The 15,532-nt window shown below is 60.6% G+C and carries 16 protein-coding genes; 10 read left to right on the forward strand and 6 right to left on the reverse strand.

All coding sequences use genetic code 11. The annotated features are described in order from the left end of the window. Nucleotides 1-9 precede the first annotated feature (9 nt). The 4 genes from PSH73_RS20500 to PSH73_RS20515 form a co-directional block, all read right to left on the reverse strand. Nucleotides 10-621: a phage baseplate assembly protein V gene (locus tag PSH73_RS20500; protein WP_169959696.1), complete on the reverse strand. Its 612-nt coding sequence runs from the start codon at nucleotides 619-621 to the stop codon at nucleotides 10-12. Between the two features lie 4 nt (nucleotides 622-625). Further along, nucleotides 626-1,138, reverse strand: a complete 513-nt coding sequence (locus PSH73_RS20505; RefSeq protein ID WP_115128880.1) for a hypothetical protein — start codon at nucleotides 1,136-1,138, stop codon at nucleotides 626-628. Between the two features lie 21 nt (nucleotides 1,139-1,159). Further along, nucleotides 1,160-1,504, reverse strand: a complete 345-nt coding sequence (locus PSH73_RS20510; RefSeq protein WP_057439345.1) for a phage holin family protein — start codon at nucleotides 1,502-1,504, stop codon at nucleotides 1,160-1,162. 599 nt (nucleotides 1,505-2,103) lie between these two features. Then, nucleotides 2,104-2,832, reverse strand: coding sequence for an XRE family transcriptional regulator (locus PSH73_RS20515; protein WP_081044189.1), 729 nt, complete (start codon nucleotides 2,830-2,832; stop codon nucleotides 2,104-2,106). A 197-nt stretch (nucleotides 2,833-3,029) separates the two neighbouring features. Here PSH73_RS20515 and mutS point away from each other — a divergent pair, with 197 nt between their 5' ends. Beyond that, nucleotides 3,030-5,621 (forward strand): DNA mismatch repair protein MutS, encoded by a 2,592-nt coding sequence (gene mutS / locus PSH73_RS20520; RefSeq protein WP_057958616.1) that lies wholly within the window; start codon nucleotides 3,030-3,032, stop codon nucleotides 5,619-5,621. Nucleotides 5,622-5,763: 142 nt separating this feature from the next. After that, a complete protein-coding gene (fdxA, locus tag PSH73_RS20525) occupies nucleotides 5,764-6,087 on the forward strand; it encodes a ferredoxin FdxA (RefSeq protein ID WP_003222178.1) in 324 nt (107 codons plus the stop codon). 498 nt (nucleotides 6,088-6,585) lie between these two features. On the opposite strand, the gene apbC is transcribed toward fdxA, so the two are convergent. Continuing rightward, nucleotides 6,586-7,680 (reverse strand): iron-sulfur cluster carrier protein ApbC, encoded by a 1,095-nt coding sequence (apbC, locus tag PSH73_RS20530; protein ID WP_057958615.1) that lies wholly within the window; start codon nucleotides 7,678-7,680, stop codon nucleotides 6,586-6,588. A gap of 171 nt (nucleotides 7,681-7,851) precedes the next feature. Here apbC and metG point away from each other — a divergent pair, with 171 nt between their 5' ends. The 8 genes from metG (at nucleotide 7,852) to PSH73_RS20570 (ending at nucleotide 14,760) form a co-directional block, all read left to right on the forward strand. Further along, nucleotides 7,852-9,903 carry a methionine--tRNA ligase gene (gene metG / locus PSH73_RS20535; protein ID WP_057958614.1) on the forward strand — a complete coding sequence of 684 codons (2,052 nt, stop codon included), beginning with the start codon at nucleotides 7,852-7,854 and terminating at the stop codon, nucleotides 9,901-9,903. Nucleotides 9,904-10,008: 105 nt separating this feature from the next. After that, nucleotides 10,009-10,560, forward strand: a complete 552-nt coding sequence (locus PSH73_RS20540; RefSeq protein WP_305461268.1) for an Rnf-Nqr domain containing protein — start codon at nucleotides 10,009-10,011, stop codon at nucleotides 10,558-10,560. Beyond that, complete coding sequence (rsxB, locus tag PSH73_RS20545; protein WP_305461270.1) at nucleotides 10,557-11,765, forward strand: electron transport complex subunit RsxB; 1,209 nt, start codon at nucleotides 10,557-10,559, stop codon at nucleotides 11,763-11,765. The genes PSH73_RS20540 and rsxB overlap by 4 nt, the downstream gene beginning before the upstream one ends. Continuing rightward, nucleotides 11,752-12,717 carry an RnfABCDGE type electron transport complex subunit D gene (locus PSH73_RS20550; RefSeq protein WP_370694591.1) on the forward strand — a complete coding sequence of 322 codons (966 nt, stop codon included), beginning with the start codon at nucleotides 11,752-11,754 and terminating at the stop codon, nucleotides 12,715-12,717. Before rsxB ends, PSH73_RS20550 begins: the two co-directional genes overlap by 14 nt. Continuing rightward, the gene (locus PSH73_RS20555) at nucleotides 12,714-13,319 is read left to right on the forward strand and encodes an RnfABCDGE type electron transport complex subunit G (protein ID WP_305461273.1); all 606 of its coding nucleotides are present in this window, start codon (nucleotides 12,714-12,716) and stop codon (nucleotides 13,317-13,319) included. Before PSH73_RS20550 ends, PSH73_RS20555 begins: the two co-directional genes overlap by 4 nt. After that, nucleotides 13,312-13,815, forward strand: a complete 504-nt coding sequence (locus PSH73_RS20560; RefSeq protein WP_128593204.1) for an Rnf-Nqr domain containing protein — start codon at nucleotides 13,312-13,314, stop codon at nucleotides 13,813-13,815. The genes PSH73_RS20555 and PSH73_RS20560 overlap by 8 nt, the downstream gene beginning before the upstream one ends. A gap of 16 nt (nucleotides 13,816-13,831) precedes the next feature. Continuing rightward, nucleotides 13,832-14,470: an endonuclease III gene (gene nth, locus PSH73_RS20565; protein ID WP_115128897.1), complete on the forward strand. Its 639-nt coding sequence runs from the start codon at nucleotides 13,832-13,834 to the stop codon at nucleotides 14,468-14,470. 107 nt (nucleotides 14,471-14,577) lie between these two features. Continuing rightward, nucleotides 14,578-14,760: a PA3496 family putative envelope integrity protein gene (locus PSH73_RS20570; protein ID WP_057439336.1), complete on the forward strand. Its 183-nt coding sequence runs from the start codon at nucleotides 14,578-14,580 to the stop codon at nucleotides 14,758-14,760. A 61-nt stretch (nucleotides 14,761-14,821) separates the two neighbouring features. Here PSH73_RS20570 and PSH73_RS20575 read toward each other — a convergent pair whose 3' ends face one another. Further along, a complete protein-coding gene (locus PSH73_RS20575) occupies nucleotides 14,822-15,454 on the reverse strand; it encodes a response regulator transcription factor (RefSeq protein WP_032858436.1) in 633 nt (210 codons plus the stop codon). Between the last annotated feature and the right edge of the window lie 78 nt (nucleotides 15,455-15,532).

The raw sequence follows: 15,532 nt of genomic DNA on the forward strand, positions 1-15,532 counted from the left end.
GGCAAATCCTTATGCCGTGCTGATAACTCGACCCTGGTGGTCCACCACCGGGCCACTCAAGTGAACGCCGGACGCATCCAGCAGCAGGCCGACTGCACCGACGTGCACGCTGATGTTTGCGGCGGTCATGACCAAACGGGCAGCGCCCAGACTCATTTCCACCTGCTCGCGAGAGCCAGTGAATGCCGTGGGGCCGTTGCTCCAATCCAGCACATGACCGGCGGCGTCGTAGGCGCTTTGCGTGCCGTCCGGGTAACGCCGACTCGTCAGGCTGGCGACACTGGACAGCGGCGGGAAGCGATCACTGTTCAGGCCAAACAGCGCCACCGACTGCCCCCCGCCCTCGCCGCCGCCGTAGTTGAGCAGCAGGCATTGCTCCCCCACCGTGGGGATCCGCGTTTCGGTCTGCGCCCCGGCGCTGGGGTTGAAAAAGCGAATCGCCGGGGTCAGCAACTCGCCATGCCTGACCTTGCAGGTATTGCTGGCCGCGTCGACCTCATGACACACGCCGATCCGGCAAAAACTCTCGGCCCGCCGATAGAGGTCTTCAAGCTGGGTTTCCATCTGCGCCAGGCGCTCGACGATGGGCGCCAATTGCAGGCGTAACAGTGCGTCGAACATGGGGCTACTCCTGCAGGGGCCGGTATTGATCGGGGTCGTCGATATTCGACACCTCCCAGGTGCGGGCAAACAGCGGCTTGCCCATAGGGTCGTCCAGCAGCGGCGGGCCGATGTAGAGGGTTTGGTTGAAGGACACGGTCCAACTGTCGTACTGGGTGTCGGCCCCCGCCAGGGTCGATGGCAGCGCGACAATGTTGACTGGCACATCGCACTGGGCCGCCGGCAACTGCCAACGGTTATCCAGCACCAGGTCCATCAGCCGGCTCGCCAGGTCACAGGCGTCAAAAGCTTGCGCGCCTTCGGCGGCCATGACCTTGAGCGAGATCGACAACACATGGGCCTTGCGTCCTTCAAGGGAACGTACGCCCGGGCCATTACGCTCGACTGTGATTGCCACGGCGGTTTCATCCGCCGCCAGGATGCCCGGCGGGCTGCCCACCCGTAACGCCGGGAACGCCTTACGCAGGGCCTGGCCGATGGCTATTGGCAGTTGTGACGGTTTTTCAATGAGGGTCATGGTGTGGCTTCCTTGCAACGATCACTTTGAGTCCGGGGGCGAACCGGGCGGCTCATTCACCCCGATGCGCTTGGCGGCCCAGCGCTCGTAGAGGCCGATGGCGACGTCGGCACCGGCCATGGCGGTCAGGCAGCCGAGGGCGCCCGCCGTCCAGATCGACATGCCGGCGGCGTACAGCAGCATCAACGCCGACACCCCGCACACCATGCACGCCCCGGAACGCAGGGCCAGGCGGCGGACCAGCGACCAACCGCGGGCACCCTCCTTGTCGGCGCGCCACATCTCCCCGGACACGCCGCCGATCAGGGCCAGAATAATCACCAGCCAGATAGGCATTTCTGCCAACGCTTGCTGCTCGTTTGTCATGTCACGCCTCCTGGAATGCGTAAAACCGGCAGGTGGCCGGTGCTTTGATAAATAGATGGATGGGTGTGTCGGTAGGCATTCCAAAAAGCCCGGTAGCCCGGGCTTTTCAGTAATGCGGTCCTTGGATCTTTCGGCGCTACTGGCGCGGTACGGATCTTTCCTCGATGTTTTTCCGACCACGATCCCTGTCTGCCGGATAACTGCTTGTGGTGCTTTACGCTGCACACCCGGGTCAGTTGCCAACCCTCTGAACCGTCAAGGCCGGTTCATCGCTGCCTGTTGTAAACCGTGAAACTAAAGAGCGTCGGCATCCTTGCCGGTGTTGCCTGGCGTCCTTGCCATCACTCGGTGGCGTCCATGCCAGTGTTGCGTGCCTTCCTTGTCTTCCTTGGCAGCATCCTTGCCGCCTCCACCAGACCTTGTTGGCTGGCTTGAGATGGAGAATATGCATGTATGCATATACAGTCAATGCACAAATGCATTTATTTTTACTCGGATAATGCATTGGCGCATAAACCCCTTGAGTGGTGGGCCCTGGGCGGTTTTCCATAGGCGAAAAAAAGCCCGCTCTCAGGCGGGCTGTTTCTTACAGAGAAGGGTTAGCGGGCGTACATGCCCCACCAGAAAACGTGACCGAGGATGCTGATCTGCTCTTCCTGGATATCCTGGAAGCTGTAGTCCTCATCCGGGTGCTCATCACGATTGAAACTGCGCAGGCGGATCCCCGAAGGCAGACGATAGAGCTGTTTGACCCGCAATTGACCGTTGTGATTGATGGCATACAAGTCGCCATCGACGATATCGCCGATCCCGCTCTTGCCGGCATTCACCCCCACCGTGGCGCCATCACGCAACACCGGCAGCATGCTGTTGCCGCGTACCGTCACACACTTGGCCTGGTCGAACTGCACACCGTTATGCCGCAGGCTGCGCTTACCAAAACGCAGGCTGGCCTTCTCGCTTTCCTCGATGACGAATCTTCCTGATCCAGCAGCCAATTCAACCTCGCGCAAAAAGGGGATCGACACCTCGTCATCATTAACGGGCGTGTCGTCGTCCCACAGGCTTATATCCTTGAGCTCCGAATGCATCGGGTCGCGCTCATCCTGCCACGCCGACCCCGCGCGCCCGCGCAACTGGTCGGTGCTCACCCGGAAGTAATCGGCGATCCGCGAGATGTGCTTGTCCGACGGATCAACGATCTTGCCGCTGAGAATCCGGGACAGAGTGGATTGAGGCACGCCGGTACGCCGGTGAAGCTCCGTGGGGGAGATCCCGTCGCGATCGAGCAGCTCTCTTAAGACGATTGAAACGTTGCGTTTTTGCATAACGGGGATAGTGACGGGAGTTTTTGGGGTTGGCAAATGCTAATTTGCATATTTTGTGCATGGGGTATGCGGGTGTACTGGCCGTTTGTGAACTGCGAAGCACGGACCTCGCATGTTAACCTTGCCGCCATCGCAAAAAATGCTGGGCCAAGCGCCCCCTTTGCCCCATCACTTTCAACGAATTTGCCTACTACCCAATGAGTAAAAACACCTCCGATCTGTCCTCCCACACTCCAATGATGCAGCAGTACTGGCGCCTGAAAAACCAGCACCCTGATCAGTTGATGTTCTATCGCATGGGCGACTTCTACGAGATCTTCTATGAAGACGCGAAGAAGGCCGCCAAGCTGCTGGATATCACCCTGACCGCGCGCGGGCAGTCGGCTGGGCAGGCGATTCCAATGTGCGGGATTCCTTATCATTCGTTGGAAGGTTATCTGGCCAAGCTGGTCAAGCTCGGTGAGTCGGTGGTGATCTGTGAGCAGATCGGCGACCCGGCGACCAGCAAGGGGCCGGTGGAACGTCAGGTGGTGCGCATCATTACCCCGGGGACGGTGAGTGATGAGGCGCTGCTGGATGAGCGGCGCGACAACCTGATCGCGGCGGTGCTGGGGGACGAGCGGTTGTTCGGCCTGGCGGTGCTGGATATCACCAGTGGCAACTTCACGGTCCTGGAAATCAAGGGCTGGGAGAACCTGCTGGCGGAGTTGGAGCGCATCAATCCGGTGGAGCTGATGATCCCGGATGATTGGCCAAAGGATCTGCCGGCGGAAAAACGCCGTGGGACCAAGCGCCGTGCGCCGTGGGATTTTGAGCGCGATTCGGCGCTGAAAAGTCTGTGCCAGCAGTTCTCCGTACAGGATCTGAAGGGTTTTGGTTGCGAGACCCTGACCCTGGCCATCGGCGCCGCCGGTTGCCTGCTCAATTACGCCAAGGAAACCCAGCGCACCGCCCTGCCGCATTTGCGCAGCCTGCGCCATGAGCGCCTGGACGATACGGTGGTGCTCGATGGCGCCAGCCGGCGCAATCTGGAGCTGGACACCAACCTGGCCGGCGGGCGCGACAATACCCTGCAGTCGGTGGTGGACCGTTGCCAGACCGCCATGGGCAGCCGTCTGCTGACCCGTTGGCTGAACCGTCCGCTGCGCGACTTGACCGTATTGCAGGCGCGCCAGTCGTCCATTACCTGCCTGCTGGACGGCTACCGCTTTGAAAAGCTGCAACCGCAGCTCAAGGAAATCGGTGATATCGAGCGGATTCTTGCGCGGATCGGCCTGCGTAACGCCCGCCCGCGTGACCTGGCGCGCCTGCGTGACGCACTGGGTGTGCTGCCCGAGTTGCAACAGGCGATGACCGAACTGGACGCGCCGCACCTGCAACAACTTGCTGTCACGGCCGGCACCTACCCGGAACTGGCTGCGCTGCTGGAAAAAGCCATTATCGACAACCCGCCCGCGATCATCCGCGACGGCGGCGTGCTGAAGACCGGTTACGACAGCGAGCTGGATGAGCTGCAAGCCTTGAGCGAGAACGCCGGGCAGTTCCTGATCGACCTGGAAGCCCGCGAAAAAGCCCGCACCGGCCTGGCCAACCTGAAGGTCGGCTACAACCGTGTGCACGGCTACTTCATTGAGTTGCCAAGCAAGCAGGCCGAGCAGGCACCTATTGATTACCAGCGTCGCCAGACCCTTAAAGGTGCCGAGCGCTTTATCACCCCTGAGCTCAAAGAATTCGAAGACAAGGCGCTGTCGGCCAAGAGCCGCGCCCTAGCCCGGGAAAAGATGCTCTATGAAGCCCTGCTCGAAGACCTGATCGGCAAGCTGGCACCGCTGCAGGACACCGCTGCGGCCCTGGCCGAGCTGGATGTGTTGAGCAACCTTGCCGAGCGCGCCCTGAACCTTGACCTGAACTGCCCGCGTTTTGTCGGCGAGCCGTGCATGCGCATCGTCCAGGGTCGCCACCCGGTGGTGGAGCAAGTGCTGACCACGCCGTTCGTGGCCAACGATCTGTCGCTAGACGACGATACCCGCATGCTGGTGATCACCGGTCCGAACATGGGCGGTAAATCCACCTACATGCGCCAGACCGCCTTGATCGTGCTGCTGGCGCATATCGGCAGCTTTGTGCCGGCGGCCAGTTGCGAGCTGTCCCTGGTAGACCGCATCTTCACCCGGATCGGCTCCAGCGATGACCTGGCCGGTGGCCGTTCGACCTTTATGGTGGAAATGAGCGAAACCGCCAATATCCTGCACAATGCCAGCGACCGCAGCCTGGTGCTGATGGACGAAGTGGGGCGCGGCACCAGTACCTTCGACGGCCTGTCCCTGGCCTGGGCTGCTGCCGAGCGCCTGGCCCACCTGCGGGCCTACACGCTGTTCGCCACCCACTATTTCGAACTGACCGTGCTGCCGGAAAGCGAGCCGTTGGTGGCTAACGTGCATCTCAATGCCACCGAGCACAACGAGCGCATCGTGTTCCTGCACCATGTGCTGCCAGGGCCGGCCAGCCAGAGTTACGGCCTGGCCGTGGCCCAGTTGGCCGGTGTGCCGAACGATGTGATCCTGCGCGCCCGCGAGCACCTCAGCCGCCTGGAAACCACCGCCCTGCCCCACGAAACCGTGGTTGCAAGCCCAGCCAAGGCCACCAGCAAACCGGGTGTGCCCATGCAGAGCGATATGTTCGCCAGCCTGCCCCACCCGGTACTGGATGAGTTGGCAAAGCTTGACCTGGACGACTTGACTCCACGAAAAGCGTTGGAATTGCTCTATGCACTGAAGACACGGGTCTAACGCAGACGCGTGCAAGCTGATAGAATCTCGCGCGGTTTGGGATGCTGCGGGCTTTTAGCCTGGCCTGCAGACTATCGCTCCCAAACCTCGCGAGCCCTGCCAGAAGGGGTTTCGCTGCCGCCGCCTGAGGAGAAAACTAGAAATGACCTTCGTCGTCACCGACAACTGCATCAAGTGCAAGTACACCGACTGCGTAGAAGTGTGTCCGGTGGACTGCTTTTACGAAGGCCCGAACTTCCTGGTAATCCACCCGGATGAGTGCATTGACTGCGCCCTGTGTGAGCCAGAATGCCCGGCCGTTGCGATTTTCTCCGAGGATGAAGTACCGGAGGACATGCAGGAATTTATTCAGTTGAACGTCGAGCTGGCGGAAATCTGGCCCAACATCACTGAGAAGAAAGAATCGCTTCCAGATGCGGAAGAGTGGGATGGCGTTAAAGGCAAGATCAAAGACCTCGAACGCTAACAGCGTCGCGCCCCTCTAAAAGGCCCCTTGCGGGCCTTTTTGCGTTTTTGCGCGCGGGTCTTTTACTTTTCTGCAGGCAAAAAAAAGGGGCGGTTTGACCCGCCCACATTTTTTCCCTAGTCCCTGTGTTCCTTTTCATCGTCCTGATGAATCGCATCCTGCGAGGTTCCCTGAATCATCGTTCCGTGATGACTGTGTCAATCCGTGGACACAGGGCTGATAGTAGAGACTTCCCAGACAAGTTCAACGGGATCCATTCCCAAGCACACCCCGCCGTCGCTCTCGATCACAAATAAATAAGCGTTATATTTCAATGATATAGAAATATGTCCAGGTGATTCGAGGCATCCAGGTCCGGTTAAAAAACCAAACACTTACGAAAAAGTAAGCGAATGCTTACACCGTCCATTAGGGAAATGCGCACCCGCCCTCCCAAAAGGTTTACGCCAGACAAGAAAAAGCCCCGACAGGGTCGAGGCTTGTCTGCCTTCAGGTCGATCAGTCGTCGCTGACAGTGATGGTCGGCATTGCCTGGGCACCGGCTTCCTGCAAGACAATCCGCGCGCCTACATGACGGGCCAGTTCCTGATAGACCATGGCGATCTGCCCATCGGGTTCGGCGGCGACCGTCGGCTTGCCACCATCTGCCTGCTCACGAATGCCCATCGCCAGCGGCAACGAAGCCAGCAGCTCAACGTCATATTGGGTGGCGAGTTTTTCGCCGCCGCCTTCACCGAACAGATGCTCGGCATGGCCGCAGTTGGAGCAGATGTGTACCGCCATGTTCTCCACGACACCCAGCACCGGGATGTTGACCTTGCGAAACATCTCCACGCCTTTGCGCGCATCCAGCAACGCCAGGTCCTGGGGGGTGGTGACAATCACTGCACCGGCCACCGGCACTTTTTGCGCCAGGGTCAGCTGGATATCACCGGTGCCCGGCGGCATGTCGATCACCAGGTAGTCCAGGTTGCCCCAGTCGGTCTGCATCACCAGTTGCATCAAGGCCCCGGAAACCATGGGCCCGCGCCACACCATCGGGGTGTTGTCATCGGTCAGGAACGCCATCGACATCACTTCCACGCCATGGGCCTGGATCGGCACGAACCACTTCTGGTCCTTGATCTTTGGCCGCGAGCCTTCGGCGATGCCAAACATCACGCCCTGGCTGGGACCATAGATATCCGCGTCGAGGATGCCCACCCGCGCGCCTTCACGGGCCAGGGCCAGGGCCAGGTTGGCCGCCGTGGTCGACTTGCCCACGCCGCCCTTGCCGGACGCCACCGCCACCACGTTCTTGACGTTGGCCAGGCCGGGGATCTGTGCCTGGGCCTTATGCGCGGCGATCACACACTGGATGTCGACCTTGGCCGAGCGCACGCCGTCCAGGCCTTCAATGGCCATTTGCAGCATCTGCGCCCAGCCACTCTTGAACAGGCCTGCGGCGTAGCCCAGCTCAAGCTGGACCGTGACCTGATCGCCCTGCACCTCAATGGCCCGGACACAGCCGGCGCTGACCGGGTCCTGGTTCAGGTAGGGGTCGGTGTACTGGCGAAGAACGGCTTCCACCGCTGCGCGATTGACGGCGCTCATGGGCTACTCCCGGAAAAGACAGACTAAAACAGGCGGCTATCCTAACCGTTCCGAGGCTTGAGGGGCATGCTTTCGCGATATTGGAAAACCCTGAAACAGCCTCACGGGGTGAAATAAATTCCCCAGCGCTTTATAGTGGCCGACCTCCGTTTCATCAAGTAGCCGAGCCCCATGTCCGAGCCACGCAAGATCCTCGTCACCAGCGCCCTGCCCTATGCCAATGGTTCCATCCATCTTGGCCATATGCTTGAGTACATCCAGACCGATATGTGGGTGCGCTTCCAGAAGCATCGCGGCAATCAATGCATTTATGTCTGCGCGGACGACGCCCACGGTTCGGCCATCATGTTGCGCGCCGAAAAGGAAGGCATCACCCCGGAACAACTGATCGCCAACGTCCAGGCTGAACATAGCGCCGACTTTGCCGAGTTCCTGGTGGATTTCGACAACTTCCACTCGACCCACGCCGAAGAGAACCGCGAGCTGTCGAGCCAGATCTATCTGAAACTGCGTGATGCCGGGCACATTGCCACCCGCTCGATCACCCAGTATTTCGACCCGGAAAAGAAAATGTTCCTGGCCGACCGCTTCATCAAGGGCACCTGCCCCAAGTGCGGCACCGAAGACCAGTACGGCGATAACTGCGAAAAATGCGGTGCCACCTACGCACCGACCGATCTGAAAGATCCGAAGTCGGCGATCTCGGGCGCCACCCCGGTGCTCAAGGATTCCCAGCACTTCTTCTTCAAGCTCCCGGATTTCCAGGAAATGCTGCAAACCTGGACCCGTAGCGGCACCTTGCAGGACGCCGTGGCAAACAAGATCGCCGAATGGCTGGATGCCGGCCTGCAACAGTGGGATATCTCCCGCGATGCGCCGTATTTCGGTTTCGAGATCCCCGATGAGCCGGGCAAGTACTTCTATGTGTGGCTGGACGCGCCGATTGGCTACATGGCCAGCTTCAAGAACCTCTGCGACCGCACGCCGGAGCTGGACTTCGACGCGTTCTGGGGCAAGGACTCCACCGCCGAGCTGTACCATTTCATCGGCAAGGACATCGTCAACTTCCACGCCCTGTTCTGGCCGGCAATGCTCGAAGGGTCGGGCTACCGCAAGCCGACCGGCATCGCCGTGCACGGCTACCTGACGGTCAATGGCCAGAAGATGTCCAAGTCCCGTGGCACCTTTATCAAGGCGCGCACCTACCTGGACCACCTGTCGCCGGAATACCTGCGCTACTACTACGCATCCAAGCTGGGCCGTGGCGTCGACGACCTGGACCTGAACCTGGAAGACTTCGTGCAGAAGGTCAACTCGGACCTGGTGGGCAAGGTGGTCAACATCGCCAGCCGCTGCGCCGGGTTTATCCACAAGGGCAACGCTGGGGTGATGGTGCCGGTCAACGCCGCACCAGAGCTGACCGACGCCTTCCTGGCGGCCGCGCCAAGCATCGCCGACGCCTATGAAGCCCGCGACTTTGCCCGCGCCATGCGCGAGATCATGGGCCTGGCCGACCGCGCCAACGCCTGGATCGCCGACAAGGCACCGTGGTCGCTGAACAAGCAGGAAGGCAAGCAGGATGAAGTCCAGGCCATCTGCGCCACCGGCATCAACCTGTTCCGCCAGTTGGTGATCTTCCTCAAGCCGGTGCTGCCGTTGCTGGCCGCCGACGCCGAGGCGTTCCTCAACGTTGCACCGTTGACCTGGAATGACCACACCAGCCTGCTCAACAACCATCAGCTCAACGAATTCAAGCCGCTGATGACCCGTATCGACCCGGTCAAGGTGCAGGCCATGACGGATGCTTCCAAGGAAGACCTGACCGCCAGCCAGACCGACACCGGCAACGCCGCCCCAGCGGGCAATGGCGAGCTGGCCAAGGATCCGCTGTCGCCGGAAATCGACTTCGATACCTTTGCCGCCGTGGACCTGCGGGTCGCGCTGATCATCAAGGCCGAAGCCGTGGAAGGCGCCGACAAGCTGTTGCGCCTGACCCTGGATATCGGTGACGAGCAACGCAACGTGTTCTCCGGGATCAAAAGTGCCTACCCGGACCCGTCCAAGCTCGATGGTCGCCTGACCATGATGATTGCCAACCTCAAGCCACGCAAAATGAAGTTCGGCATCTCCGAAGGCATGGTGATGGCAGCCGGCCCTGGCGGCGAGGAAATCTACCTGCTCAGCCCGGACAGTGGCGCCAAGCCTGGCCAGCGCATCAAGTAACCGGAAAACCCTGTCGCGGTGATTGGCCGCGACAGGGCGGTTTGCGCTAGTACCCTCTCCCTGCTTGCCGGATAATCAGGCCCTGTTTGCTTAACCGGCTCGACCATGACCGAACTGCTTGTCGCCCTTCTCTGCGCTGCCCTGATCAGCCAATACCTGCTGCGTGTTGCGCTGCCTGGGGATCCGCCTTTGGAACGACGGCTGGTGCACGCCCTAGGGTTGGCGACCACACTCTTGGTCGCCCTCAGCGGCGCTTTCAGCTACCTGGTTGTTCACTTTGTGTTGCAACCCTTGGCGCTGGACGCTGTATGGCTGTTTGCTTATGTGCCGGTGGCGATCTTGTTGAGCCAGCCATTGCTGACGGTACTTTCCCGCCGCGTGCCCGCACTGCCCTTCGACGGGTTGTGGCTGCCGCTGCTGGCGAACGCCGGTGTGCTCAGCGTGGTATTCCTGGGCCCTGGCAATACCACCCAACTGATCTATAGCCTGGGGATCGGCCCGGCATTCTGGCTGACCCTCAGCCTGTTCAACGATTTGCGCCAGCGCATAGACCACAACGATATCCCCCAGCCCTTCAAAGGCCTGCCCGTGGACCTGTTCAGTGCCGGGCTGATGGCCGTGGCGTTGCTGGGCTTAAACGCAATGATCAAACCATGAGCCTGATTCAACGTATCGACGCCCTGCTGCCCCAGACCCAATGCGGCAAATGCGGGCACCCTGGTTGCAGCCCCTACGCCGAAGGCATCGCCCGGGGTGAGGCTATCAACAAGTGCCCGCCAGGCGGCACGGAAACCATCGCCGAGCTGGCGCAGCTGTTGAACCTGGCGCCCCTGGAGCTGGACAGCACCCGTGGTGAAGCCCCCGCGCAGATTGCCTTTATCCGTGAGGCCGAGTGCATCGGTTGCACCAAGTGCATCCAGGCTTGCCCGGTGGATGCGATTGTCGGCGCGGCCAAGTTGATGCACACCGTGATCGTGGATGAATGCACCGGTTGCGACTTGTGTGTCGCGCCCTGTCCGGTGGACTGCATCGACATGCTGCCCTTGCCGCTGGCCACGGTGCTGCCAATTGTCGCGGGCTATGCCAGCACCGCCGAGGAGCGCCAAGAGCGCAGGGCCAAGCGTGAGCGCGCCCGCCGCCGCTTCGAGCAACGCAACGCCAGGCTGCAACGCGAGGAAGAGCACAAGCTGGCAGAACGCCTGGCCCGCAGTAAACGCCCGGCCCCCAGCGCAGAGAGCAACGGCGACCCGCTGCAGGCTGCCATCGAGCGCGTGCGCGCGCAAAAAGACGCCGACATCGACGCCGCGCTAAAAAAGGCCAAGATCAACCTGGCGATGAGCCGGGCGCAACTGCATAAATCCCTGAAAGCCTTCGGCCATCCGCCGACCTTTGAGCAACAGTCGCAGTTGATCATCCTGCAACAGCAATTTGAATCCGCCGAACAGGCATTGGCCGCCCTTGAAACCAACGCCCCCGCTGTTGTGATCCCCCAGGCCAATAAAGATCCAGCGCTCAAACGCGCCAAAATCCAGTTGGCCATGCGTCGCGCCGAGCTGAAAAAAGCCCAGGACGCGCTTGCCGATGCCGAACAACTGGCCGCCCTGGGCGCAGCCCTGGCCGACGCTGAACAAGCCTTGCATGCGGCCGAAGAAGCCTCCGAGCAGCCCAGGCCTGATTTGCAACGTATCGAGAAACGGCCCATCGACAGCCAACTGCGCCAATTGAAGACCGCCCTGGCCTATGCCCGCGCCGACCTGAACAAACTCGAACGCCAGCCCGCCAGCAGTACCAACGCGTTAATGGACGCCAGACAACGCCTGGCTGACGCTCAGCGGTTGGTGGATGAACATGTCGGGGCCTGACGTTGTTGAGCGCCAGCAACAGGCCATGCAGCGCCTGTTGATGGCGGTAACGCCCGGCGTGCTGGTGCTGTTCTGGCTGTATGGCTGGGGCGTGTTGATCAATCTGTTGCTGGCCGGTACCTGTGCCTGGGCCATCGAAGCCGGGGTGCGCCGGTTGCGCGGCCAGGGCGGTGGCGACCTCAGTGGCCTGGTCAGCGCGGTCCTGCTGGCCCTGGCGCTGCCACCTTACTGCCCGTGGTGGCTATGCGTGGGCGCTGTGAGCAGTGGATTGCTGCTGGGCAAACACCTGTATGGCGGCAAGCAGAACCCCTTCAACCCGGCCATGCTCGGTTATGCGCTGATGCTGCTGGCCTTTCCCCAGCCAATGACCCATTGGCCGGCGTCCCACGGCCTGGACCTGCTGGCCGGCCTGCAACAGGTGTTCGGCCTGCACGGCGAGACCGCCGATGCCTGGGCCCGGGCCACGGCGCTGGATACGTTACGCATCAATAACAGCCTGACCATTGATGAACTGTTTGCCAGCAACCCGGCGTTCGGCCAGATCGGCGGCACCGGCAGCGAGTGGGTAAACCTGGCGTTTCTCGCCGGCGGCGTCTTTTTACTGCAGCAACGGGTATTCAGTTGGCATGCGCCGGTGGGCATGCTCGCCAGCCTGTTTGTCATCAGCCTGCTGGGCTGGAACGGCTCGGGCTCGGACTCCAATGGCTCGCCGCTGTTTCACCTGCTGACCGGGGCCACCATGCTCGGGGCCTTCTTTATCATCACCGAACCGGTGTCGGGCGCAAAAAGTGCGCGGGCACGCTTGCTGTTTGGGGTGGGCGTGGGGCTGCTGACCTACCTGATCCGCACCTGGGGCAGCTACCCGGATGGCGTGGCGTTCGCCGTACTGATGATGAACCTGGCAGTGCCGACACTGGAGCGCTGGGCACGGCCGCAGGCGGTGAAGGCATGACGCGCACCTGGCAAGCCTTGATCGTGCTGATGATCGCCGTCGGCGCGGTGGGCCTGACCGTTGGCCTGCAACAGCTGACGAGCAAGCCCATTGCCGCGCAGCAGCGTGAAATGCAAAGTCGGGCGTTGCTGGATGTACTGCCCGCTGGCAGTTATGACAATCACCCCCTGGAGCGCCCGCTGGGTATCGCCTCGGGAATGCTGGATAACAGTCAACTGCTGGGTGGTTACCTCGCGACCCTGGCCGGTAAACCCAGCGCCGTCGTGCTGCGCGCGCAGGTCGATGGTTACGGTGGACGTATCCAATTGCTGATTGCCATCGACCACAACGCCAAGCTGCTCGGGGTAAAGACCCTGGCCCACGCAGAAACCCCCACATTGGGCGGACCTATTGGCGGGCCCGGCAATCCCTGGCTTGCCTCGTTCAAAGGGTTGTCGCGGGAAAGTCCGCAGATATGGGCGCTGAAGAAAGACGGCGGCCAGTTCGACCACATGGCGGGCGCGACCATCACCTCCCGCGCGGTGATTAACGCAACCCATGATGCCTTGCGGTATTTTGACGAACATCGTCAGGCGCTGCTGGAGACTGCCAGCCATGACTAAACCATTCGCCCTTGGCAGCCTGTTGCTGCTGCCTGCGCTGCTGGGTGTCAGCGCCACCCCGGCCGGCGCCGCTGCCTTCTGGGCGCTGTGTGTGCTGATCGTGACGCTGCATGGCTGGAGCTGCGCCTGGGTGCGTAATCGCCTCAGTGGCAATTGGCGGCTGATTGCCAATGTGTTGCTGGCCACCACCTGGGTCAGTTGCGCACACTTGGTGGCCCAGGCCCTGGCCTTTGGCCCGTCTATGGCCCTGGGAGCGTACCTGGGGTTAATTGGCGTGCAATGCGTATTGCTTGAACATGCCGGCCTGTTCGCCGCCAACCAGCGCAGGGCGCAGCTTCAGCTATTCACCGTTGCTACCGGGCTATTGGTTGCAATCACCCTCTCGCGCTTGTTACTCGGCAGCAGCATCGCCACCCTCGCCCCCACAGGGTTTATCCTGCTCGGGTTGTGGCTTGCCGGGTGGCAAGCCTGGACCCAACGCCGCAAATCACACTGAAGGAACCGCTCGCCCCATGAATGCCGCAAAACGCCTGGAGATCTTTCGTCGGTTTCACGAGGACAACCCAGAACCCAAGACCGAGCTGGCCTACTCGTCGCCGTTCGAGCTGCTGATTGCGGTGATCCTGTCTGCGCAATCGACGGATGTGGGCGTCAACAAGGCCACGGCCAAGCTGTTTCCGGTGGCCAATACTCCAGCGGCGATCCATGCCCTGGGGGTGGAGGGGCTGTCGCAGTACATCAAGACCATTGGCCTGTATAACAGCAAGGCAAAAAACGTCATAGAAACCTGCCGACTGCTGGTCGAGTTGCATGGCGGCGAAGTGCCACAAACCCGGGAAGCACTTGAAGCTTTGCCCGGCGTGGGTCGCAAGACGGCCAATGTGGTGCTCAATACAGCGTTTCGCCAATTGACCATGGCGGTGGACACACATATTTTCCGCGTGAGTAACCGCACAGGGATCGCACCGGGCAAGAATGTGGTGGAGGTGGAGAAAAAACTGATGAAATTTGTGCCAAAGCCTTACCTGCTCGACTCCCACCACTGGTTGATTCTGCACGGCCGTTATGTGTGCCAGGCCCGCAAGCCGCGTTGTGGCAGCTGTCGCATCGAGGATCTGTGTGAATACAAGGAAAAGACGTCTGACGATTGAGCCGTCATTGCTTTTATTGATGAGTCGATTGAAAAAATCTTTTTTACCCGGTGCGCAATTGCCGATATAAGGAGCGCCAACGGCAGTCTTAGCCTGGAGTTAACCTTATGAGCACTGGCAAAGAACAACTGGATGTAGAAGATGACTTTGTGGCAACGGACACTGACGAAGTAGCCGAGGCGCCCGTAGAAGTGGCCAAGACCAATTTGAGCAAACGCCGCACCATCGACAATCTTCTGGAAGAGCGACGCCTGCAAAAACAGTTGGCCGATTACGATTTCGATCTCTAGCCAAACGATCACACAGAAGCCTCCGCGATGGAGGCTTTTCCTGCCTGTTGCTCCCTGCTTCTTAAACCAGGCCGTTGCGCTGAGCGAGCTCGATCAGGTCCACCAGGGACCGGGCATTGAGCTTGAGCAGCAGACGCGTCTTGTAGGTACTCACCGTCTTGTTGCTGAGGAACATGCCGTCGGCGATTTCTTTGTTGGTTTTTCCCTGGGCCAACTGCTGTAGCACCATCATCTCCCGGCCTGAGAGCCGTTCGACCATATCCGCCTCGCTGGTATTGCCCTGGGTGGACCGCACCGAGTTGAGTGCCTGGTTGGGGAAATAGCTGTAGCCAGACAGCACGGCCTTGATTGCGCTCAGCAGCTCGGTAAGGTCCTGCTGCTTGCACACATAGCCCGCCGCCCCCGCCTGCATGCAGCGCATGGAGAAGTGACCGGGTGCCTGGGAGGTCAGCACCAGCACCTTGAAGGGTTGCGCCTGCTTTGTGGAAGACAGGCGACAAATAACTTCCAAACCGTCAAGTTTGGGAATTCCAATATCCAGGATGACAATATCCGGCATATGCTCCCGCGCTAGTTGTAACGCGTCGACTCCGTTATCGGTCTCTGCAACGACCTCATAACCATGACGTTCCATTAGCATGCGTACAGCAAGGCGAATGACGGGATGATCATCCACGATCAGCACTTTATTCATGGGCAAGTCCAATTTCGCTGTTCGAATTATTCAGAGCCAGCACAATAGCCTAGTCGTTTCCTCCTTGGCATAGCACTC

This window comes from Pseudomonas sp. FP2294 (assembly GCF_030687625.1).
Taxonomy (GTDB): domain Bacteria; phylum Pseudomonadota; class Gammaproteobacteria; order Pseudomonadales; family Pseudomonadaceae; genus Aquipseudomonas; species Aquipseudomonas shahriarae.